The following is a 20661-nucleotide window of genomic DNA, read 5'->3' as shown; positions in this document are numbered from 1 at the left end:
AACATCGTGTCCGAGTCTGACGACAGGAACCGTCCCGAGACCGCCCTGGAGGAAGTCCTCCAGGAGGCCGAGGAGGCACAGCGGCGCACCTCGGACTCCGAGGAGCAGCGACGGCGCCGGGGCGAGGCGGGCGATGCCGTCACGCCCAACACCCGCGCCCAGGAGGAGTCCACGGGCGACTGACTGCACCGCGCGGGCGACGGGCCCGACGGGACTCTCGGGGCCCGCGCCACGCCGTGCAGGGGAGCCCGCAGGCCCGCACCCCTCACGGACGGGTGACCCCGTGCCGCCCGGGTACCCGGGGCGCATGGCACAGGACCCCCAAGGACCACGGCTGCCCCCCGCCCGGGGGCCGGTCTCCGCAGCCGTTTCGGAGTATCTTCTGGGCGCTGGACCCCTGCCCGGCGACGCGGACGTCGCCGGCGCGGCCGTCTACGGCGACGACCTCCAGCTCGCCCTCTACCTCTGCTACGAGCTGCACTACCGGGGCTTCGCGGGTGTCACGCCGGACACCGAGTGGGACCCGGCCCTGCTGCGCACCCGGGCCGCGCTGGAGCACCGTTTCCTGACGGCCCTGCGCGCCGACACGCCGGTGCACGACAGCGTCGAGGACGCCCTGGGGGAACTCCTCGTCGAGCCTCTCGACGGCACGGGCGCCAGCCACTATCTGCGCGACGAGGGCGAACTGTGGCAGCTGCGCGAGTACGCGGCCCAGCGCTCCCTGTACCACCTCAAGGAGGCCGACCCTCATGCCTGGGTGCTGCCGCGGCTGTGGGGGCGGGCCAAGGCGGCCATGGCGGCGGTGGAGTTCGACGAGTACGGCGGCGGCCGCCCCGAACGAGTGCACGCACAGCTGTTCGCGGACCTGATGACGGACCTGCGCCTGGACACGACGTACGGGCACTACCTGGATGCCGCCTGCGCGGAAGTCCTGGCGACGGTGAACCTCATGTCCCTCTTCGGTCTGCACCGAGCCCTGCGGGGCGCCCTCGTGGGCCACTTCGCGGCGGTGGAGGTCGCCTCCTCACCGGGTTCGAGGCGACTGGCCGAGGCCATGCGCCGCACGGGCGCCGGGGCGGCCGCCGAACACTTCTACGACGAGCACGTCGAGGCCGACGCGGTCCATGAGCAGGTCGTCCGCCACGAAGTCATCGGCGGACTGCTCACCGAGGAGCCGCATCTCGCGTCCGACGTGGCCTTCGGTGTCGACGCCACCGGACACCTCGAGGACCGTTTCGCCGGCCACCTCCTGGCCGCCTGGCGCTCGGGCCGGTCGTCCCTGCGGGTACCACTCGCTTCCGAAATCCCCCATATCTCCTGAATGCCGGGGTACTCGAGCCGCATGACGCTGGTACCACCGGGTGTGTACACCCCGCAGGAGGACACCGCTCTGCTGGCCGGAGCGCTGTACGACGAGCCGCTCCCACCGGGCGCGGAAGTACTGGACGTGGGGACCGGAAGCGGGGTGCTGGCACTGGCGGCCGCGCGCCGCGGCACCCGGGTGACGGCGGTGGACGTGTCGTGGCGTGCGGTGTGCACCGCACAACTCAACGCCCGGATGGCCGGGGTGCGGGTCCGCACGCGGCGCGGCAACCTCTTCACTCCGGTACGGGGACGGTCCTTCGACCTCATCCTCACCAACCCGCCCTATGTGCCCGCGCCGACCTCCCGACGTGTCCCCCGACGCGCCTCCCGGGCCTGGGACGCGGGCCGTGACGGCCGGCTGATCCTGGACCGGATCTGCCGGGAGGCTCCGGGTCTGCTGCGCCCGGGAGGCGTGCTGCTCCTCGTCCAGTCGGCGTTCAGCGGCCCCGAGGAGACGCTCGGGCACCTGCGCTCCGCCGGGCTGAAGGCCTCGGTGACCCAGCGTCGCCGGATCGCCTTCGGTCCGGTGCTGCGATCCCGGGAGGACTGGCTGCGCGAGTGGGGGCTGCTGTCCGCGGCCGAGAACAGCGAGGAACTGGTGGTGGTCCGTGCCGAAGTCCCCCGCTGACCCGCCCTGCCGCATCCGGCTCGAACGCCGTGGTCCGCTACTGGTGGAAGGCCCCGTCGAAGTGGAGCTGGAGGACGGGACCACGGTCTCCTCCGACCGTTTCCGTGTCGCCCTGTGCACCTGCCGCCGCAGCCGCCGCTATCCGTGGTGCGACACCAGCCACCGCGAGCGGTCCTAGGCTCCGCGCGTCACCGGCAAGGCTCGTACAACCGCTTGAGCAGGGCGCCGAATTGCAGAAACGTCGACTAAAAGTCAATAACTACTCGCGGAATTCACCATGTCGAGTGAACCAGATCTTGCGCCGGGCTCCGCAGGGATGCTGCGCACCCGACCGGGGTAGCTACCGAGATCGAATACGCGCCCCTGCCGAGGTGGAGCCGACATGACACCGGAGTCCGGCGATCGTGCCCCCGGACCCTCCGAGGGCACCGGCGGATCCGGACCCCCGGTGGCCAACCCGTACGCCCACACCTACCGGCGCGACGGCTGCACGGTGATCGAGGCCGCGGGCGAGATCGACATGGCGACCGCGGGTTCCCTGGCCGAGCATCTGGACGCCGCGACCGAGGGCGAGCGGCCGGACGTCCTGGTCGACCTGCGTACGGTCGACTTCTTCGACTGTTCCGGCCTGCGGGTCCTGTGCCGGGCGGACTCCCGGGCGCGGGAGCACGGCGGGCGGCTGCGGATCGTCTCGCGGAGTGCGCGCATACGGCGGCTGCTGCGCGCCTCGGGGCTCCTGGGCCGTTTCCCGCCACTGCCGGACCTGCCGGAGCGGCGGGGCTGATCCGAAGGCCGGCCGGGCGGCCCCACTCCGCCCAGCCGGCCCCCGTACGAGATCGCGAGGGATCCCCGCGTCAGGGCTCGCGCTCCCCAGCCACGAGCCGCTGTCGATGCACGGGACCCCGCGACCCCGGTCCCTAGAACGCGAAGAGGCTGGTCCCGTGGGTGCTCTTCACGCACTCGTTGGCGAAGGTTCGCTCGTAGGAGACGCGGCTGCCCTGCCAGACACCGTCGACGGTGACGACCACCGGGTCGTACTGCTTGGTGCACAGCACGTCACCCCGGCCCGTCAGCGCGTCGAAGTCCCCGCCGACCGTGCGCAGTTCGGCACAGGCGAGGGCTGCCGCGGGATGGCTGCCGGAGGGCGTGGGGGCGCAGGCCAGGGTGACCGCGCGCGCCGGGGTGGCGAGGGCGGCGCTGTCACCGTGGCCGACGGTGAGCACCAGGGCCGAGGGGGGATAGAGCGAGGCGGGGGCGGCGAGCGCGGTCCCGGTGAGGGGGCCGCAGACGGCGGTGGCCGTCAGAGCGAGGGTCGCTGCCCAGCGCGCGGTGTTCCGCATTGTGTGCATCCTTCCGCTGATACGGGGGTGGTACCGGGCCCGGCGCGATCGGTGCCGGACCGGCGAGCGGGAGTCTGCCGAGTCCGCGGCCGAATCTCACATCGACCCCATGGGTTTCAGTAACCTTGCGTGTTGAATCAGTGGCGTGAAGTCACGTAATTCGAACGTGTCAGCGCCGGAACCACGGGGTTCTTGATCGTCATGACCGACCGAATGGCCGGTTCACCTCGCCTCCGCAATAGGCCTGAAACATTCCGGTTGAGCTCTCGGCGGACCCCCCGCCCACCCCTTGCGTTCATGCTTCGGTGGAGTAATCGTCATTACATGATTACGACAGAGCAGCGAGAGAAGTTGCGCGGCTGGTTCGCCGGCCGCTTGCCCGACGACCTCTTCGAGGAGCTGGCCGAGCTGACGGTCGACCGCGAGGAGATCACCGTGATCGGCCGCATCCCCGCGCCCCGGCTCGCCGAGGGTGCCTCGGCCACCGAACGGGAGGCCGCCGTGCAGAGCCGTGTGCAGGAGTTCCGGGAGCGCACCCGGCAGGCCCGGATCGAGGTGGCCGTCGAGGCCGAGCAGCGGTTCCGCAGGAAGGTCTCCTGGGGTGTGGAGTGCGACGGGGAGCGCGCCCTGTTCACCCATGTGTCCGCACCCGTCATGACCCGGCTCCGCCAGCCCGAGCGCCAGGTCCTCGACACACTCATCGCGGGCGGGGTGGCGCGCAGCCGCAGCGACGCGCTCGCCTGGTGCGTGCGCCTGGTCCAGAAGCACACCGACGACTGGCTCGCCGAGCTGCGGGAGTCCCTCGAACACGTCCAGCGGGTACGGGCCCAGGGCCCCGACGCCGAACCGGAGGACACGTCGTCGGACACCAAGTGATGGAGGTTTCGTACAGCCGCGACACAAAAGATGGATGAACCGTCCTCTGGTGTGGCTGTTGACCCCGGCCTTACCGTCGGCAGACCCCCGAGAGGACGGCATCCCCTCGCGCCGCACACCCCCGCCAAGGCGAGCGGCCGTCCCTCACCCCGCCCCTTCCGCGTCACGACGCGCTCCACCGCCGGTCCCCTCGCTGGAGCCCCCTTGTCCCCGCAGCCCGACACCTCCCCCGCGCCGTCCCTGACCGAGGTCGAGACCCACGGCGTCGACCGCATTCCCGACGCCGAGCGCACCGCGACCCCGCTGGACCTGTTCCGGCTCGCCTTCGGCGGCGCCAACACGTTCTCCACCTGTGTGCTGGGCGCTTTCCCGATCCTGTTCGGCCTCTCCTTCTGGCAGGGCCTGGCGGCCACGCTCCTCGGAGTCGTGGCGGGTGCGCTGATCCTGTGCCCGATGGCGGTGTTCGGTCCGGTCAACGGCACCAACAACGCCGTGTCCTCCTCCGCGCACCTCGGTGTGCACGGCCGTGTGATCGGCTCGTTCCTGTCGCTGCTGACCGCGATCGCGTTCTTCTCCATCTCGGTGTGGAGCTCCGGGGACGCCCTGGTCGGCGGCGCCCACCGGCTGTTCGGCCTGCCGCGCGGCGACCTGTCGTACGTCGTGGCGTACGCGCTGTTCGCCTGTCTGGTCCTCGCGGTGTGCGTGTACGGCTTCCGGTTCATGCTGTTCGTCAACAAGGTCGCGGTGGCCGCGGCGAGCCTGCTGTTCCTGCTCGGCGCGATCGCGTTCGCCGGCGACTTCGACCCGTCGTACGCGGGCGTCTTCACGGACTCGGCGGACGCGGCCACGCAGTCGCTGTTCTGGCCGTCCTTCATCGGCGCGGCGCTGATCGTGCTGTCGAACCCCGTGTCGTTCGGCGCGTTCCTCGGCGACTGGTCGCGCTACATCCCGGCGAGCACCCCGCGCCGCAAGGTGATCGGCGCCGCCTTCCTGTCGCAGATCGCCACGCTGCTGCCGTTCCTCTTCGGCCTGTCGACCGCCAGCATCATCGCGGCGAAGGCGCCGGACTACGTCGACCCCGCGGCCCCCGACTTCGTGGGCGGCCTGCTGGCGATCTCGCCGGGCTGGTTCTTCCTGCCGGTGTGTCTGATCGCGCTGATCGGCGGCATGTCGACGGGCACGACCGCGCTGTACGGGACCGGCCTGGACTTCTCGTCCGTGTTCCCCCGGCTGAGCCGCGTGCAGGCGACGCTCTTCGTCGGCGTGCTGTCGATCGCGTTCATCTTCGTCGGCCGGTTCGGCCTGAACCTCGTGCAGTCGATCTCGACCTTCGCCACCATGATCATCACCTGCACCACGCCGTGGATGGTCGTGATGATGCTGGGCTTCTGGACCCGCCGCGGCTGGTACGACCCCGACGCCCTCCAGGTCTTCAACCGCCGTCAGCGCGGCGGCCGCTACTGGTTCTCGCACGGCTGGAACTGGCGCGGAATGACCGCCTGGTGGGTGTCGGCGGTGATCGGTGTGCTGTTCACCAACATCCCGGGCCAGTTCGTCGGTCCGCTGGGCGAGCTCGCGGGCGGCGTCGACATCAGTCTGCCGCTGTCCCTGGTCGTGGCCGCGGTGCTGTTCCTGTCGCTGCTGCGGTTCTTCCCCGAGCCCCGGGCGGTGTACGGGCCCGAGGGCGCGCGGCTGGCCCGTACCGTCGACGTGCCGGTGCCGCCGATCACGGGACCGGGCGCGGAGTCCGGCGAACCGGAGCCCGTGGCGGTGACCAACGGCGGCTGACCCCGGTGTTCTGACCGGCGTTTACTCGCCAGTATCGTCGGAGCGCAACGCGTTCTCAGCGACGAGAGGCGGGACGTACGGATGGCGAAGCACTGGGCGGACTTCCAGTACGAGATCTATCTGAACGGCATGTCGGGCGCCGTACCGCGACTGCCCACCGATCTGACCCGGCTGGAGGAGCTCACCGAGCAGCGCCTCGGCCCCGGCCCGGTCGGATACGTGGCGGGCAGCGCCGGTGACGGGAGTACCGCCCGGGCCAACCGGGCCGCGCTCCAGCGGCGCCGGATCGTGCCGCGGATGCTGCGGGACGTGCACGAACGGGATCTGTCGGTCGAGGTGCTGGGCCGCGCCCTGCCCGCCCCGCTGGCCCTGGCACCGGTCGGCGTGCTGTCGATCATGCACCCGGGCGCCGAGTCCGCCGCCGCCCGGGCCGCCGCGGCGCAGGGCGTGCCGTACATCCTGTCCTCGGCGTCCAGCACCCCGATGGAGCAGGTCGCGGAGGCGATGGGGGACGCCGAGCGCTGGTTCCAGCTGTACTGGCCGAAGGACCCCCAGGTGGCCCTGAGCTTCCTCGAGCGGGCCAGGGCGGCCGGGTTCACCGCGCTCGTCGTCACGCTGGACACCCCGCTGCTGGCCTGGCGGCCGCACGACCTCGACCAGGCCTATCTGCCGTTCCTGCACGGGGTGGGCACCGCCAACTACTTCTCCGACCCGGCGTTCCAGGCGGGCCTGGCCAAGCCGGTGGCAGAGGACCCGAACGCGGCCGTGATGCACTTCGTCGGCATGTTCGCGGACCCCGGCAAGACCTGGCCGGATCTGGCGTTCCTGAGGGAGAACTGGGACGGGCCGATCGTCCTCAAGGGCATCCTGCACCCGGACGACGCACGGGCGGCCGCGGACGCCGGGATGGACGGGGTGGTGGTGTCCAATCACGGCGGCCGGCAGGTGGCCGGTTCCGTGGCGGCGGCCGATGCGCTGCCACGGGTCGCGGAGGCGGTCGGGGACCGGCTGACGGTCCTCTTCGACAGCGGGATCCGCACCGGCGACGACGTCTTCAAGGCGCTCGCGCTGGGGGCGGAGGCGGTGCTCGTCGGGCGGCCGTACGTGTACGGCCTCGGTCTGGACGGACAGCCCGGCGTGGAGCACGTGATCCGCTGTCTGCTCGCCGAGCTGGACTTCACGCTCGCCCTGTCCGGGCACGCCTCCCCCACCACCGTGGGCCCCGCCGACCTGATCGAGGACCCCGTATGACGACCCCGAAGAACGTGCTCGCCGTCGTCGCGCCCCATGTGGGCGGCCGCACCTCCGGGGCGGGGCTCGCCACGCTCTTCCCGGGCGAGGCGATCGTGACCGTCGTGGAGAAGGCCGACGAGAACCCGCAGGCGCTGCGCGCTGCGCATGTGATCATCACGGCGCTCTCCCCCGTGACGGCCGAACACATCGCCGCCGCACCCGCGTTGGAGCTGGTGCAGTGCGCCAGCCACGGCTTCGACTATGTCGACGTGGAGGCGGCGCGGGCCCGCGCGGTGGACGTCTGCACCATCGGCTCCAGCGGCGCCGAGGCGCAGAACGTGGCCGAGCAGACCTTCGCCCTCATGCTCGCGCTCGCCAAGCAGCTCGTCCCGGCGCACACCGCGCTCGTCGAGGCCGACTGGGCGCTGCCCCGACTCCAGCGCTCCCTGACCGAACTGTCCGGGAAGACGCTCGGCATCGTGGGGCTGGGGCAGATCGGGCGGGAAGTCGCGCGGCGCGCGGTCGCGTTCGACATGAACGTCGTCTACGCCGGGAGGGGCCGACTGCCGGAGGAGACCGAGGCACAGCTGGGCGGCGCCCGTCATGTCCCCCTCGACGAACTGCTGCGCACGTCGGACTACGTCTCCCTGCACGCACCCCTGACCGACGCGACCCGCCATCTCCTCGACGCCGGCCGGCTCGCGCTCCTGAAGCCCTCCGCGTTCGTGATCAACACGGCGCGGGGCGCCCTGATCGACCAGGACGCCCTCGCCGACGCCCTGGAGAAGGGCGCCCTGGCCGGGGCGGGCATCGACGTCTTCGATCCCGAACCGCCCACGCCGGCCCTGCGGTTGCTGCGGGCCCCGGGCGTGGTGCTGTCCCCGCACGTCGGGGGTGTCACCCGGGAGACGCTGGTGCGGATCGCCCTGGCCGCCGTCCAGAACGTGGCCGGCCATCTGGCGGGCGACCCGCCCCGCGACGTCGTGAACTAGACGGGTCCCCCGACCGCCCGGGCGGACGGGGTGCCGGTGCCCGGGACCGAGAGCGCACCGGCGGTCGGCGACACCGGGTCGGTCACCCAGCGCTGCCCGTCGGAACCGTCACGCACCTTGACGACGATGTCGGCGTCCGCCGCCCCGGTGGTGGAGGTCAGGGCGAGCTGCTCGTCCCAGCGGGTGAGCAACTCGCCCTGCACGGTGATGTCGTAGCGCACGTCGTCCGCGCGCTTGGTCTTCTCGTCCGCGCAGGTTCCGAGGATCACCACACCGGCGTCCACATGCGAGTCGAGGCAGAGGTCGGGGTTCGCGGCGCTGTGCAGCAGTCCGTCGTCGTCGTACGTCCACTTCTGGCTCTCCGCGTCCGAACAGGTCTCCAGCTCGGTGCCGGCTCCCTTCCTCACCTCGCCCCGGATGTCGAGGCAGAGGTCAGCGGCCACGTTCCGCAGCCTGGACTGCTGTGGAATCAGGGGGAGTTGGGCCGTGCCCGGCGGGGAGGCGGACACGCCGCCCGAGGCCGACGCGCGGCCCCCTGAGGCGCTGGTGGATGCGGCCGGCTCGGCGCCGCCGTCGTCCGACCACAGGTTCGCGGCCAGCACGCCGGCGAGCAGTCCGGCGGAGGCCAGGCCCGCCCCGGTGAGCAGTACCCGTGAGGGCCGCGGCCCCTCCGGGGGGCGGCGGCCGGGGGACGGGATACGGGACAGGAGGCCACGGCGTCCACCACCGTGCCGGGCACCGCCACGACCGCGCGGGCCGGAATCGGTACGTCCCGGACGGGACTCGAGGTAGCGGCGGGCGCCCCAGCCGAGCACCGCCTCGGCGAGCAGGACGCCCAGGCCGCCCTCGAAATGGCTCAGTTGCTCAGCGGCGAATCGGCAGTAGCGGCACTCGGTCAGATGCTGTTGCACATCCGGCAGCAGGGCTCCGCCACGGCGTATCGGGACGTCGAGGAGACGGTTGTAGAACCGGCAATCCTTGGTCGGCGCGAGTTCCCGATGGGCATGTACACAACCCTCGCGGAATTTTTCCCGCGCCTGTTCGAGAGCGGCCGACGCGGTGTCGGTATCCATGCCGAGGAGACCGGCGGGGACGGCAATCGGCTCGGCCTCGACCTCGGTGTGCCAGAGCAGACAGCGGGCGAGTCCGGGCAGAAGCTGGAAAGAACGCTCGGCGAGTTTCCGGTTTTCGGGCGTCATGGACTTCGCCGCCCGCATACCGCGGCCGCCGGCCGGTTTCCCGAGGTCCGGCAGAACACCGGATATTCGGTCCTCGGCCGACCACTCACGAACGGTGTCGCGCACCCGTACCAGAAGCCTCGGGCGCAGTGCGGTGGCCTGCTCGCCGAGTGCCAGCCGGTCCATGACCTGGTGGAAGGAGGCCGCGGTCACCATGGAGGCGACGTCCGACCGGGAGGCGAGACAGATGACGGCGTATTCGTGGACGGGCGGCCAGTGCCGCGCCATCAACAGCGCGGCGGCCTGGGCAGCCTCGCCGTCCGGACGACCTCTGAGCAGGGAGGCGAGGTCGTCGTCGGATTCGCCCGCAACTCCGCCTGGCGGCGGGTAAGGAGGGCGAGGGGGGTGGGGGGTTGGCACTGAGCGGATTCCTTCCCACGCGCAGGTGACTCTGAGAAGTTCTGCTCGCCGAAAAAGTCGGGGATTGGTGTATACCTTTTTTTGGCGAGGCGCGAGGAGCACGAATTCACCAGACCCGTCCGCCCGGGTTCCCCACCGGACGAAAGAAGACCCGGCCATTACCCCCCGCACGGGCAGTTCACCCTTGCACAACACTGTCATGACCAACAAGGCACTTGAGCAACATACGTACCGTTGAAGGAAAGTCAGAACCGGTCGCCACGCAGGTCGTCCGTGGTGCTCCACGGCATTTCAGGCGCCCCGTGTGAAACACGCGCACGCGCCGGAGCGACGCGCACGCTCCCGGCGCGCACCACCCCGTAGTGCACTGGTACCGGCCCCTCGAAGGCCACGCGCGGGACGGCGGCTCTCCTGCGCGAAACGGCCGCCGACCCCGATCCTCCCGCCCTCGGTCGGCGGCCCCGAGGGCGGGACGGGGTCGGCCCCGGCCTGAGGCGAAGGCGGCCGGTCGGCGGTCAGGCCCTATATCTGCCAGGAGCGCAGCCGGTCGGCCGCGCCGTACACATCGGTCTTGCCGGATATCAGATCGCGGGCGAGGTCGACGAGGGCGCCGTAGGGCGGGTCGATGCCGACGCCGCTGACGAACATGTAGGCCACCGCCGTCGCACAGGCGAAACGGGCATTGGCCGACGGCAGGGGTTTGAGCAGGGCGAGGGTGTGCAGCAGGGCGGCGGCCCGCCAGGCCGGGTCGGAGTCCACGCCGAGGCGGGGCGGGTCGACACGGTGGCGGGCGACGGCTGCCACCAAGGCGGAGAAGTCGTTGATCGTGGGCTGGTCGGGCAGGACCTCTTCGTGACGCTGGAGCAGCCAGGGCACGTCGATGTGGACCACGGGAGACATCGGTCAGACGACCCGTCCCTCGCCCTTGACCGCCGGTTCGTCGTCGGGGAACGCGGCGGCAAACTCGTCGGCATGGGCCGCGAAGAACCGCCGGAAGGCCTCCGCACCCTCCTGGAGCGCGCGATGCCGTGCGATGTCGGCCGCGGCCGCCTCCCGTACGAGGGCCTTCATCGACGTACCGCGCTCCTTGGCGATCTGCCGCAGGTCCTCTAGCTCGCGGTCACTGAACTCCACGTTGAGAGCTGGCATGCCCTTCACGGTACCGCTGAGGTACTTACTCGTAAATACTCCCTGCTCAAAGCCAGTGCACAGGGGTACCGCGAGGCTTGAGCACCCTGTCCGATTTCCGCCAGCACCCTCCCAGTCCGCGCAGCAGACTCGTAGCGGAAGGGAAGGGAAGGGAAGGGAAGGGAAGGGAAGGGAAGGGAAGGGAACGGACCCATGACGACGTACACGACGATGCAGAGCCCGCTCGGTGAACTGCTCCTGGTCGGCGGGGAGTCGGGACTCGCCTCGCTGTCGATGCCGGGGCAGCGGGGTGCGCCGGCCGTCCGCCCCGAGTGGCGGCGCGACGATGCGGCCTTCGCCGAGGCCGAGGAACAGCTGTCCGCCTACTTCGCGGGCCGGCTCACCCGTTTCGAGCTGCGGCTCGCCGCCGACGGCACGGACTTCCGGCACCGGGTGTGGCAGGCGCTCGACAGCGTCCCGTACGGCACCACGACCACGTACGGCGCGCTCGCCCAAAAGCTCGGTGTGGCGCGGGCCGACACCCCGGCGGTGGGCGCCGCGCTCGGTGCCAACCCCCTGCTGATCGTGCGGCCCTGCCACCGGGTGATCGGCGCAGACGGCTCGATGCGCGGCTACGCGGGCGGCGTGGAGCGCAAGGTGCGGCTGCTCACGCTCGAGGGTGCGCTGCAGCCGATGCTCGGATGACGGGAGGAACCACCATGACCCCCACCCTCACACAGGCCCGCGGGCGCGTCGCCCGGACCGACTGGGACGCGCTGGCCGCCGCACTGGACGAGCACGGCAGCGCACCCACCCAGCAGTTGCTGACGCCCGCCGAGTGCTCCGACCTGGCCGCGCTGTACGAGAAGCCGGAGCTGTTCCGCACCACCGTCGACCTGGCCCGGCATCGCTTCGGTTCGGGCGAGTACCGGTACTTCACCCACGACCTGCCCGCCCCGGTGGCCGCCCTGCGGGCCGCGCTCTATCCGCGCCTGCTGACCGTCGCCCGCGACTGGGCGGACCGGCTCGGCCGTCCGGCACCGTGGCCGGACTCCTTGGAGGAGTGGCTGGAGCGGTGTCACACAGCCGGGCAGGACCGGGCGGCGCAGATCCTGCTGCGCTACGGGGAGGGCGACTGGAACGCCCTGCACCGTGACGTGTTCGGCGAACTGGTCTTCCCGCTCCAGGTGGTGGTCGGGCTCGACGCGTACGGCACGGACTACACGGGCGGTGAGTTCCTGATGGTCGAGCAGCGGCCCAGGGCCCAGTCACGGGGCACGGCCACCGTGCTGCGGCAGGGCCACGGTCTGGTGTTCACCACCCGGGACCGGCCGGTGCGCACCCGGCGCGGCTGGTCGGCCGGGGCGATGCGGCACGGCGTGAGCACGGTGCGCTCGGGCCGGCGGCACGCACTGGGGCTCGTCTTCCACGACGCGTCCTGACCGCGAGGGGCCCCATGACCTCGTGGGAGTGTCATGGGGCCCCTCGGCGAGCAGTTTCCGCGCTACGTCTGGTCGGCCACGAAGGACGCCATCCGGGTCAGGGCGGAGTTCCAGTTGATGGTGTGCTCGTTGGTCGACCAGGACTGGATGTCGTCGATGTAGCAGAACTGACCGACGCAGCCCTGGAGTTTGCTCTGTGCGTAGGGGTCCTGGATGCTCGAGTTCGGTCCGCCGGCCAGGGTTCCCTTCGGCGGGTTCGGCTGGCTCGGGTCGAGCTGATGGGCGTACCAACGGGCGTGCTGGTTGTGGGAGTTCACCTCTCCGTAGCCCGTCACGTACGACATGTTCAGCGCGTTGCGGCCGAAGATGTAGTCCATGGACTGCACGGCGCCGTCACGGTACTTGGAGCCGCCGGTGATGTCGTACGCGGTGGCGATGACGATGCCGTTGTGCAGGATCTGGTGGTTGGAGCCCCAGTCGTAGAGGTTGTCGGCGGGGGCGTACGGCATGCCGTACGGCTGTGCCTTGAGTGTCGCGAGGTAGCCGTCCGCGCCCTTGACCACCGACTGGCGCACCTTGTCCCGGCCGGGCAGCTTGTTCGGCACGGTGGCCAGGTCCAGGCGGGCGGCCGCGGCGGTACGGGCCCAGTCGTAGCCGAGGGGGCCGAAGATGTCGGCGGTGTGGACGGGCGAGGCGAGCACGCGGTCCGCGAAGGTCTTCTCCCCGGTGGTGAGATACAGCTCGGCCGCCGCCCAGTAGAACTCGTCGGTCACGTCGCTGTCGGGGTAGGCGCCGCCGCCGGTGCCGTCATTGGGGTCGGCGTAGATGTCCGGGTGGGCGAGGGCCGCGGTCCAGGCGTTGCGGGCGGCGGTGAGGGCCTTGGACGCGAACGCCTTGTCGTAGGGCCGGTAGAGGCGGGCCGCCTGTGCGGCCGTCGCCGCCAGGTTCAGGGTCGCCGCGGTGTTCGCCGGGTGCAGTTCGCGCTTCTGCGGGTCCTCGCTCGGCAGCAGCGGCAGGCCCGTCCACGCCTCGTCGTGGACCTTGTGATGCGCCATCCCGGCCAGCGGCTGACCGGCGGGCACCTGCATCTTCAGCAGGAACTCCAGCTCCCAGCGGCTCTCGTCGAGAATGTCCGGCACCTTGTTGCCGCTCTCCGGGATGGCGAGGGTGCCGTCACCGAGCTTGGCGGGCTGTCCGGTGCGGGCGTGCAGGGAGCGTTCGTAGGTGCTCAGCAGCTCCCAGGTGGAGATGCCGCCGTTGACGACGTACTTGCCGTGGTCGCCGGCGTCGTACCAGCCGCCGGTGACATCGAGGGTGTAGTCGCAGACACCCGGCTGGCAGGGCACGTCGCCGTCGCCCTGGTTGGGCGCGACGTCGATGTGGCCGGCCGCGCGGCCGTAGCCCGGGCGCAGGTCGTCACGGATCGCGATGCCACTGCGCTGGGTGTAGTAGTACTTCGCGGCGTCCGTGCGGAGCTGCTCGTAGGCGCTCGTGCCGATGTCGAAGGGGCGGCTGGTCTCGCCGTCGGCGACCAGGGTGAAGTCCTTGCCCTGCTTCTTGTAGGAACCGAAGTCGATGGAGTGGACGTTCTGCGCGGACGAGGCGTCCGTGCCGCGAGGCGTGGTCGAACCCTGGGCGACCACACGGCCCGCGGCGTTCTTCAGCTGCCAGGGCAGCTTCGCGGTCGCGTCGGTGACCAGCGTGGCGTTCTTCGGACCGGAGGGCAGATAGGCGACCTGGTTGACGCGCACCCGGGGCCCGGTGTCCGGCTCGTACACCTCGGGCGGCACGCCGCCCAGCAGTGAGGCGTCGTCCACGCAGAACCGCCAGGGGTCCGCGCTGCCGCCGAGCTGGAAGCCGACCTGGGCCTGGGTGGCGTCGACGGGCGAGGTGAAGGTGTACGCGTAGGAGTCGCCGGACACGCTGAGCTGGGGGCTGACCTCGAAGTAGGTGTCGTACGGCGCGACCTGGAGGCCCACGATCGCGCGGACGACGTGGTCCGCGGGCGAACCGTTCGCGGTGAAGCTGAACTTGTACGACTCCCCCTTCACCAGGGTGACGTCGTTCTGGCCGACGGCGGCGTCCCAGCGGTTGGTGGTGCCGCCCGGCACCTGCGCGCACAGCTGTCCGCCGGACAGGCCCGCGGTGACGTTGCTGGACGCCCACCACGGCTCGGTGGTGGTGTCGAAGGTGCCGTTCTTGAGCTGCTCGACCTCCTCGGCGGCGGCCGTGGACACCGGGGAGGCCACAAGTGCCGCTCCCAGCAGGGCCGTCAGGGACAACAGGGCGGTTCTGCGTCTTTTCACGTCCGGGCTCCTCGGTGAGCTGCGGGTGCGATCGGTATGGGAGCGCTCCCAATAGACGGTCGAGGTCATGCTTGTTGCAGGCATGACACCACGTCAACGGTCCGGACGAGACGAAACACTCCGCTGGGTGGGCCGTTTTCGGCTGCGGCGCCATCGTGGCTGGTCCGCAGTTCTCCGCGCCCCTGGGGTGTTGCCGGAACCGGCTGTCCGGACCGTGACGCTACTCAGGTGGCGGATATCTCCAGCCTGCTGATGCGGATCGCCCCCTGCACCTCTCCCGGGCGGCTACTGGTCAGGTTCAGCCGCAGTCGGGAGCCTCGGACCGCAGCGAAGGTCATCACCGTCGGCGCGTCCGAGTCCGAGGCCCACTCGACCGCCGCGCCCTGTACCCGCACATACCGCTTGCCGTCCCACACCTCGGCCTCGACGGAGGCGGGCAGGGCGTGGGTGGCGCTCAAGGTGAAGGAGACCTCCACGCGGTCGAAGGTCCGGGTGCGTCCGAGGTCCACCGAGACCCAGTCCTCGGCCCTGGCACCGTTGAAGAGCGGCAGAAGGGCCGTGGCGGCCTTGCTGAAGGCGTTGGACCAGCCGGTGGTCGCGTCGCCGTCGAGCATGGCGGCGGGGAGGGTGTCCGGACGGCCCGAGTAACTGGCGTCCGCGTACGGATAGTTCGGCGGTGCCGGGTGGTCCGGGGCGAAATCGGCCGCAGGAGTGGTCGCGGCCGACCGGGCCGGCTCGGTGTGCAGGCTCGCGGTGCCCGCCTTGAGGCCCTCCACGCGGGCGATCACCTTCAGCGCGCCCGGCTCCGTGCCCGACCGCACGATCGCGAGCGCCTTCCCGCAGAAGGCGGTCCGGGTGGCGGCCTGGTAGCGCTCGGCGCTCTCCTCACGCCCGTTGTCGAGTCCGGCGAGGGAGCCGCCCTTCACCTCGAAGGTGATCAGGTTCTCCGCGTCGGGTACGACCACTCCGCGGGCGTCGACGATCTCCGCGGTCACGAAGACCAGCGAACGCCCGTCCGCCGAAAGGGACTTGCGGTCCGCGCTGAGCCGTACGGCACGCGCCGGGCCTGCCGTGCGCAGCACGTCGGTGGCGACGACCTTGCCGCCGCGGCGGGCCACCGCCTTCAACTCCCCCGCCCGGTACGGCACCTTCCACGTCAGATGGAGCTTGCCCGCGCTGCCGTTGGGGCTCGTGTAACTGCCGGGGTAGGGGCCGTCGGTGAAGGTCTTGTCGTCGCCGGTGGCCTCGGTGGTCTCCAGGTACTCCCGGCCGTCGACGGTCTTCTTGGTGTCGAAGGTCCGGGTGCCGAGGGACTTCCCGTTGAGAAACAGCTCGACGGTGGCGACGTTGGAGTACGCCCACACCTCGACCGTGCCACCCTCCGTGTGGTTCCAGGTCATCGGCAGCAGATGAACCATCGGCTCGCTGGTCCACTGGCTCCGGAAGAGGTAGTACATGTCCTTCGGGAAGCCGGCCGTGTCGACCGCCCCGAAGAAGGAGGCCTTGACCGGGAAGACGTCGTACGGCGTCGGCTCGCCGATGTAGTCGATGCCCGACCACAGGAACTGGCCCGTGAACCACTGACGGTCCCGGTCCTTCTTGTGCCCGTACTCGCCGCTCATGGTCCAGGAGGCGAGGTTGTTGTCGTAGGAGGACACCGCGCGTCCGCCCGGGGTGTGGTTCTCGCCGGTGTTGAGGTGTTCGGGCTCCTGATAGACGCCGCGGGTCGAGGTCTCGGAGGACGACTCGGACTCGAAGAGGAACAGATGCGGGTACGCCTCGTGCAACTGGTCCACCGACTTGGCCGTGTTGTAGTTGAGGCCGAGGCCGTCCAGCTTGGCCAGCATCAGATCGGCCGCCGAGCCCTTGGCGGGCAGCCGCCGGTACTTGTCGGAGCCGATGATCAGCGGGCGGGTGTCGTCGACGGCCCTGATGGCGTCGATGATCCGGTCGGCCATGGCAAGTCCGGCGGTGGAGGTGGAGTCGGGGATCTCGTTGCCGATCGACCACAGCAGCACGGCGGGCGAGTTGCGGGCCGCGAGCACCATCTCGGTCGCGTCCTTCTCGCACCACTCGTCGAAGAACCGGCCGTAGTCGTAGCGCGTCTTGCCGGTCTTCCAGCAGTCGAACGCCTCCACCAGCATCACGATGCCGAGCTCCTCGCAGACCCGGATCATCTCCGGCGAGGGCGGGTTGTGGGAGGTGCGGAAGGCGTTGACGCCCATCGACTTCATGATGGTCATCTGGCGGCGGATCGCGTCGATGCTGACGGCGGCGCCGAGCGCGCCGAGGTCGTGGTGGAGGTCGACGCCCTTGAACTTGGCGTGGGTGCCGTTGAGGTGGAAGCCCTCGTCGGGGTCGATGCCGAAGGTGCGGATCCCGAAGGGGGTGCGGTGGGTGTCGACGGTCTTGCCGGCCACGCGGAGTTCGGTGAGCAGGGTGTAGCGGTGCGGGTCGTCGAAGTCCCACAACCTGGGCTCGGGGACGGTGAGTTCATGGGTCTGCGTGGCCTCGTCGGTGACGGCCAGCGTGGTCGCCGCGCGGGTCACCGTCCGGCCGCGCGCGTCCTGGACCGTCGAGCGGATCTCGACCCGGCTCGCGGTGCCGGACCCGTTCACCACGGAGGTCTGCACCCGGACCAGCGCCCGTTCCTCGGTGACCTGCGGTGTCGTGACGTAGGTGCCCCAGCGCTTCACGCGCACCGGCTCGGTGACGACGAGGCGGGCCTCGCGGTAGATGCCGCTGCCCGAGTACCAGCGGCTGCTGGGCAGCCGGTTCTGCACCTTGACCGCGATCACGTTCTCGGTGGAGCCGTCGGTGTGCAGCAGGTCGGTGACGTCGAAGGCGAAACCGGTGTAGCCATAGGGGTGGCGGCCGGCCTCGGTGCCGTTGCAGTACACGTACGCATCCATGTAGACGCCGTCGAACTCCACCGAGATCCGCTTGCCGGCGTACGCGGGCGGCAGGGTGAAAGCGAGCCGGTACCAGCCGAGGCCGCCCGGGAAGAAGCCGGTGCCGCTGGTGGTGCCGTTCTGTGTGGTGGGGGCGAGCTCGATGCTCCAGTCGTGGGGCACGGCGACCTGACGCCAGCCCGAGTCGTCGTAGTCGGGGTCGGCGGCGCCGGCGTAGGCGCCGGTCGGGTCGGTGATCCCGCCCGGGTTGACCAGCGCGAAGCGCCAGCCGTCGCGCAGGGCGACCGTGCTGCGGCCCGAGGCGCCCTGCGCGGCGGCCTCGGCGGCCAGTGCCGCCGAGGGGCTCAGGAACGCTCCGGCCGCGGGCGCGGCGGCGGAGGCGATCAGGACAGATCTGCGAGTGACCGTCATGGCGTGCGGCTCTCCCTCATCAGGGCCCAGAAGTACTCACAACTGATCGTGAACACACAGATTCTGACGCCGTGCCACACCGGGCCGTCAAGGGTGCGATCACACACGGCTGCCCCGCGCGTCACAACGGCCGGATGTCCCCCATGCCGGTGCCTCCGGGTGCCCAGGGGGTTCCCGTCCGCGCGCGAGCGTGACGGACTAGGCTGGCACTCAAGTGACGCGCCTGTTCACTGTGAGTGTCCGCGATGGAGTGGCGACGATGAGCCCGGACTACCCGTTCGACGATGCCGCGACGGCACGGGCTGTCATCGACGACCTCGGTACGGTGCGGGAGTGGAACGCCGGCGCCGAGCGCCTGCTGGGCCACCCCGCTCCTGATGTCCTGGGTCGCCCCGCCGCGAATCTGCTGGTCAACGGCGGTCCGGACGCGGTCTTCGCGCCCGGGGGCCCGCGCTGGGACGGCACCGTCACGCTCCGCCACCGCGACGGCGGCACCGTGTCCGTCTGGCTGCTCGCCCACCACAGACGCTCGCGGGACGGCAGCCCGGGTCAATGGCTCGTGGTCACCCCGCTGGAGGTCACCGGCTCCCCGGACGGCCCCCTCGCCACGGCGGCGCTCGTCCAGTCGCCCTGCGCCGTCGCGGTCTACGACGAGCGGCTGCGGCTGACCCGGGTCAACGACGCCATGGCCGAGGTGATCGGGCTGCCCGAGGAGCGCATCCGGGGCCTCAGGCTGTCGGAGATCGGCGGCAAGCCGGAGAGCGCGGAGCTGGAGCGGCACCTGCTGCGGGTGCTCGCCTCGGGCCGCGCCGAGGACGTCCAGACGTACATGCGGACCGGCGGGGAGCGGGCCGCGCACGCCTGGCTGGCCCGGATGGCCCCCGTCACCGACGCCGAGGGGCGGGTGCGGGGGGTGTGCCTGGCAGCGCACGACTTCACCGAGAACTACCTCGCCCGGGAGCGGCTCCAGCTGGTCAACGAGGCGAGCGTGCGGATCGGCTCCACCCTCGACGTCACCCGGACGGCGCAGGAACTCGCCGACGTCTGTGTGCCCGCGCTCGCCGACTTCGTCAGCATCGACCTGCTGGACCCGCAGGAGAACGGCGATCCGCCGCCGGTGCTCACCGCGCCGGTCGGGCTGCGCCGAGCCGCGCACCAGTCGGTCAACCCCGGCACCCCCGAGGCCGTCGTCAAGCCCGGACAGCTGGAGCCGTACCCGGCCACCTCACCCCAGGCCGACTCACTGGTGGCGGGCGCCACCATCGTCGCCACCGTGGCCTCCGGGGAGCTCGACCAGTGGCTGTCCTGGGACCCGGCGCGCAGCGAGCGGGTCCAGGAGTACGGCATCCACTCGACGATGTCGGTGCCGATCCAGGCCCGTGGTCTGACCCTCGGCGTCGCGGTGCTGACACGGTTTCGGCGGCCGGATCCGTTCACGCCCGACGATGTGCTGCTGGCCGAGGAGGTGACGGCCCGCGCGGCCGTGTGCATCGACAACGCCCGCCGCTTCTCCCGCGAGCGGGAGACCGCCCTCGCCCTGCAGCGCAGTCTGCTGCCCCGCAAGCTGCCGCGCACCGCCGCCGTGGACGCGGCCTCGCGCTATCTCCCGGCAGCGCGGGCCGGGGTAGGCGGCGACTGGTTCGACGTGATCCCGCTGTCCGGGATGCGGGTCGCGATGGTCGTCGGGGACGTGGTCGGCCACGGCATCCAGGCCTCCGCCACGATGGGCCGGCTGCGCACCGCCGTTCGCACGCTGGCCGACATCGACCTCGCCCCCGACGAACTGCTCACCCACCTCGACGACCTGGTCGTCCGGCTGTCCGCGGAGGCCGGTGGCGAGGGCAGCCCCGGCGAGGTCGGCGCCACCTGTCTGTACGCGGTCTACGACCCGGTGTCGCGGCGCTGCACCCTGGCCCGCGCCGGACATCCCGCGCCGGTGATGATCACGCCGGGCGCCGCTCCGCAGCTGGTCGACCTGCCCTCCGGCCCGCCGCTGGGCGTGGGCGGACTGCCCTTCGAGTCCGCCGAACTGGAGCTGCGTGAGGGCACCGTGCTGTCGTTCTTCACCGACGGCCTGATCGAGTCCCGTGAGCGGGACGCCGACGCCGGTCACGCACTGCTGCGCGAGGCGCTGTCGGTGTACTCGGAGTCGCTGGAGGAGACCTGCGACCGGGTCCTGCACACCCTGCTCCCGGCGGGCGGCTCCGCCGACGACGTGGCGCTGCTGCTGGCCCGCACCCGAGGGCTGCCCGCCGCCCGGGTCGCGACCTGGCACATCCCCGCCGACCCGGCGCTCGTCGGCCCGATCCGCAAACAGGTCGTCGACCAGCTGGGCACCTGGGAGCTCCTGGAGGCGTCGTTCACCGCGGAGCTGGTGGTGAGCGAGCTCGTCACCAACGCCATCCGCTACGGCGCGCGCCCCATCCGGCTGCGGCTAATCCACGACGAGACCACGCTGATCTGCGAGGTGTCGGACACCAACCACACGGCCCCGCATCTGCGGCGCGCCAAGACGTGGGACGAGGGTGGCCGCGGACTGCTCCTGGTCGCCCAGCTCACCCAGCGCTGGGGCAGCCGGCACACCACCGAGGGCAAGACGATCTGGGCCGAGATCGGTTTGCTCGAGGAGGACGACTGACGGT

Annotated in this window: 18 protein-coding genes; 12 read left to right on the top strand and 6 right to left on the bottom strand. The window is 71.2% G+C overall.

Annotation, left to right across the window (positions count from 1 at the left end):
• Positions 1–6: 6 nt before the first annotated feature.
• From TN53_RS47765 to TN53_RS04230, 5 genes are all read left to right on the top strand, one after another.
• On the top strand, positions 7–183 hold the full coding sequence (locus tag TN53_RS47765) for a hypothetical protein (protein ID WP_199924509.1): 177 nt from the start codon (positions 7–9) through the stop codon (positions 181–183).
• A gap of 124 nt (positions 184–307) precedes the next feature.
• On the top strand, positions 308–1321 hold the full coding sequence (locus tag TN53_RS04245) for an iron-containing redox enzyme family protein (protein WP_046256955.1): 1014 nt from the start codon (positions 308–310) through the stop codon (positions 1319–1321).
• Positions 1322–1342: 21 nt separating this feature from the next.
• The gene (locus TN53_RS04240) at positions 1343–1993 is read left to right on the top strand and encodes a HemK2/MTQ2 family protein methyltransferase (protein ID WP_095046284.1); all 651 of its coding nucleotides are present in this window, start codon (positions 1343–1345) and stop codon (positions 1991–1993) included.
• Positions 1974–2171: a CDGSH iron-sulfur domain-containing protein gene (locus TN53_RS04235; RefSeq protein WP_046256953.1), complete on the top strand. Its 198-nt coding sequence runs from the start codon at positions 1974–1976 to the stop codon at positions 2169–2171. Before TN53_RS04240 ends, TN53_RS04235 begins: the two co-directional genes overlap by 20 nt.
• Positions 2172–2375: 204 nt before the next feature.
• Positions 2376–2777 (top strand): STAS domain-containing protein, encoded by a 402-nt coding sequence (locus TN53_RS04230; RefSeq protein WP_046256952.1) that lies wholly within the window; start codon positions 2376–2378, stop codon positions 2775–2777.
• Between the two features lie 133 nt (positions 2778–2910).
• On the opposite strand, the gene TN53_RS04225 is transcribed toward TN53_RS04230, so the two are convergent.
• Positions 2911–3333, bottom strand: a complete 423-nt coding sequence (locus TN53_RS04225; RefSeq protein ID WP_046256951.1) for a subtilase-type protease inhibitor — start codon at positions 3331–3333, stop codon at positions 2911–2913.
• Between the two features lie 324 nt (positions 3334–3657).
• On the opposite strand from TN53_RS04225, the gene TN53_RS04220 reads away from it, so the two are divergent.
• The 4 genes from TN53_RS04220 to TN53_RS04205 all read left to right on the top strand — a co-directional run bounded on the left by TN53_RS04220 (position 3658) and on the right by TN53_RS04205 (position 8222).
• Positions 3658–4209: a hypothetical protein gene (locus tag TN53_RS04220; RefSeq protein WP_046256950.1), complete on the top strand. Its 552-nt coding sequence runs from the start codon at positions 3658–3660 to the stop codon at positions 4207–4209.
• 204 nt (positions 4210–4413) lie between these two features.
• Positions 4414–5997: a purine-cytosine permease family protein gene (locus tag TN53_RS04215; RefSeq protein WP_046256949.1), complete on the top strand. Its 1584-nt coding sequence runs from the start codon at positions 4414–4416 to the stop codon at positions 5995–5997.
• Positions 5998–6078: 81 nt separating this feature from the next.
• On the top strand, positions 6079–7248 hold the full coding sequence (locus TN53_RS04210; RefSeq protein WP_046256948.1) for a lactate 2-monooxygenase: 1170 nt from the start codon (positions 6079–6081) through the stop codon (positions 7246–7248).
• Positions 7245–8222 (top strand): 2-hydroxyacid dehydrogenase, encoded by a 978-nt coding sequence (locus tag TN53_RS04205; protein WP_046256947.1) that lies wholly within the window; start codon positions 7245–7247, stop codon positions 8220–8222. Before TN53_RS04210 ends, TN53_RS04205 begins: the two co-directional genes overlap by 4 nt.
• Here TN53_RS04205 and TN53_RS04200 read toward each other — a convergent pair.
• The 3 genes from TN53_RS04200 to TN53_RS04190 all read right to left on the bottom strand — a co-directional run bounded on the left by TN53_RS04200 (position 8219) and on the right by TN53_RS04190 (position 10969).
• Complete coding sequence (locus tag TN53_RS04200; protein WP_046256946.1) at positions 8219–9820, bottom strand: RICIN domain-containing protein; 1602 nt, start codon at positions 9818–9820, stop codon at positions 8219–8221. The two genes, TN53_RS04205 and TN53_RS04200, sit on opposite strands and share 4 nt — an antisense overlap.
• A gap of 522 nt (positions 9821–10342) precedes the next feature.
• Positions 10343–10720: a toxin Doc gene (locus TN53_RS04195; RefSeq protein ID WP_046256945.1), complete on the bottom strand. Its 378-nt coding sequence runs from the start codon at positions 10718–10720 to the stop codon at positions 10343–10345.
• A 3-nt stretch (positions 10721–10723) separates the two neighbouring features.
• Positions 10724–10969, bottom strand: a complete 246-nt coding sequence (locus tag TN53_RS04190) for a hypothetical protein (protein WP_046256989.1) — start codon at positions 10967–10969, stop codon at positions 10724–10726.
• Between the two features lie 192 nt (positions 10970–11161).
• Between TN53_RS04190 and TN53_RS04185 the strand changes: the two genes are divergently transcribed.
• Complete coding sequence (locus tag TN53_RS04185) at positions 11162–11653, top strand: methylated-DNA--[protein]-cysteine S-methyltransferase (protein ID WP_046256944.1); 492 nt, start codon at positions 11162–11164, stop codon at positions 11651–11653.
• 14 nt (positions 11654–11667) lie between these two features.
• Positions 11668–12390 carry a 2OG-Fe(II) oxygenase gene (locus TN53_RS04180; RefSeq protein WP_046256943.1) on the top strand — a complete coding sequence of 241 codons (723 nt, stop codon included), beginning with the start codon at positions 11668–11670 and terminating at the stop codon, positions 12388–12390.
• 62 nt (positions 12391–12452) lie between these two features.
• Here TN53_RS04180 and TN53_RS04175 read toward each other — a convergent pair whose 3' ends face one another.
• Together TN53_RS04175 and TN53_RS04170 are read right to left on the bottom strand one after the other, a co-directional pair.
• Positions 12453–14696 (bottom strand): glycoside hydrolase family 9 protein, encoded by a 2244-nt coding sequence (locus TN53_RS04175; protein WP_046256942.1) that lies wholly within the window; start codon positions 14694–14696, stop codon positions 12453–12455.
• Positions 14697–14920: 224 nt separating this feature from the next.
• Complete coding sequence (locus TN53_RS04170) at positions 14921–18019, bottom strand: glycoside hydrolase family 2 TIM barrel-domain containing protein (protein WP_046256941.1); 3099 nt, start codon at positions 18017–18019, stop codon at positions 14921–14923.
• Positions 18020–18278: 259 nt separating this feature from the next.
• On the opposite strand from TN53_RS04170, the gene TN53_RS04165 reads away from it, so the two are divergent.
• Positions 18279–20657 carry a SpoIIE family protein phosphatase gene (locus TN53_RS04165; RefSeq protein WP_046256940.1) on the top strand — a complete coding sequence of 793 codons (2379 nt, stop codon included), beginning with the start codon at positions 18279–18281 and terminating at the stop codon, positions 20655–20657.
• The last annotated feature ends 4 nt before the right edge of the window (positions 20658–20661 follow it).

The sequence above is a fragment of the Streptomyces sp. WM6386 genome, assembly GCF_000972385.1.
Lineage (GTDB): Bacteria > Actinomycetota > Actinomycetes > Streptomycetales > Streptomycetaceae > Streptomyces.
This window is presented reverse-complemented; position numbering and strand designations above follow the sequence as displayed.

Excerpts from the sequence above, each read along its gene's own strand:
- TN53_RS04165 (WP_046256940.1), top strand. The coding sequence starts at position 18,279 with ATGAGCCCGGACTACCCGTTCGACGATGCCGCGACGGCACGGGCTGTC.
- TN53_RS04205 (WP_046256947.1), top strand. The coding sequence starts at position 7,245 with ATGACGACCCCGAAGAACGTGCTCGCCGTCGTCGCGCCCCATGTGGGC.
- TN53_RS04180 (WP_046256943.1), top strand. The coding sequence starts at position 11,668 with ATGACCCCCACCCTCACACAGGCCCGCGGGCGCGTCGCCCGGACCGAC.
- TN53_RS04225 (WP_046256951.1), bottom strand. The coding sequence starts at position 3,333 with ATGCGGAACACCGCGCGCTGGGCAGCGACCCTCGCTCTGACGGCCACC.
- TN53_RS04170 (WP_046256941.1), bottom strand. The coding sequence starts at position 18,019 with ATGACGGTCACTCGCAGATCTGTCCTGATCGCCTCCGCCGCCGCGCCC.
- TN53_RS04230 (WP_046256952.1), top strand. The coding sequence starts at position 2,376 with ATGACACCGGAGTCCGGCGATCGTGCCCCCGGACCCTCCGAGGGCACC.
- TN53_RS04240 (WP_095046284.1), top strand. The coding sequence starts at position 1,343 with ATGACGCTGGTACCACCGGGTGTGTACACCCCGCAGGAGGACACCGCT.
- TN53_RS04210 (WP_046256948.1), top strand. The coding sequence starts at position 6,079 with ATGGCGAAGCACTGGGCGGACTTCCAGTACGAGATCTATCTGAACGGC.
- TN53_RS04185 (WP_046256944.1), top strand. The coding sequence starts at position 11,162 with ATGACGACGTACACGACGATGCAGAGCCCGCTCGGTGAACTGCTCCTG.
- TN53_RS04220 (WP_046256950.1), top strand. The coding sequence starts at position 3,658 with ATGATTACGACAGAGCAGCGAGAGAAGTTGCGCGGCTGGTTCGCCGGC.
- TN53_RS04190 (WP_046256989.1), bottom strand. The coding sequence starts at position 10,969 with ATGCCAGCTCTCAACGTGGAGTTCAGTGACCGCGAGCTAGAGGACCTG.
- TN53_RS04195 (WP_046256945.1), bottom strand. The coding sequence starts at position 10,720 with ATGTCTCCCGTGGTCCACATCGACGTGCCCTGGCTGCTCCAGCGTCAC.
- TN53_RS04245 (WP_046256955.1), top strand. The coding sequence starts at position 308 with ATGGCACAGGACCCCCAAGGACCACGGCTGCCCCCCGCCCGGGGGCCG.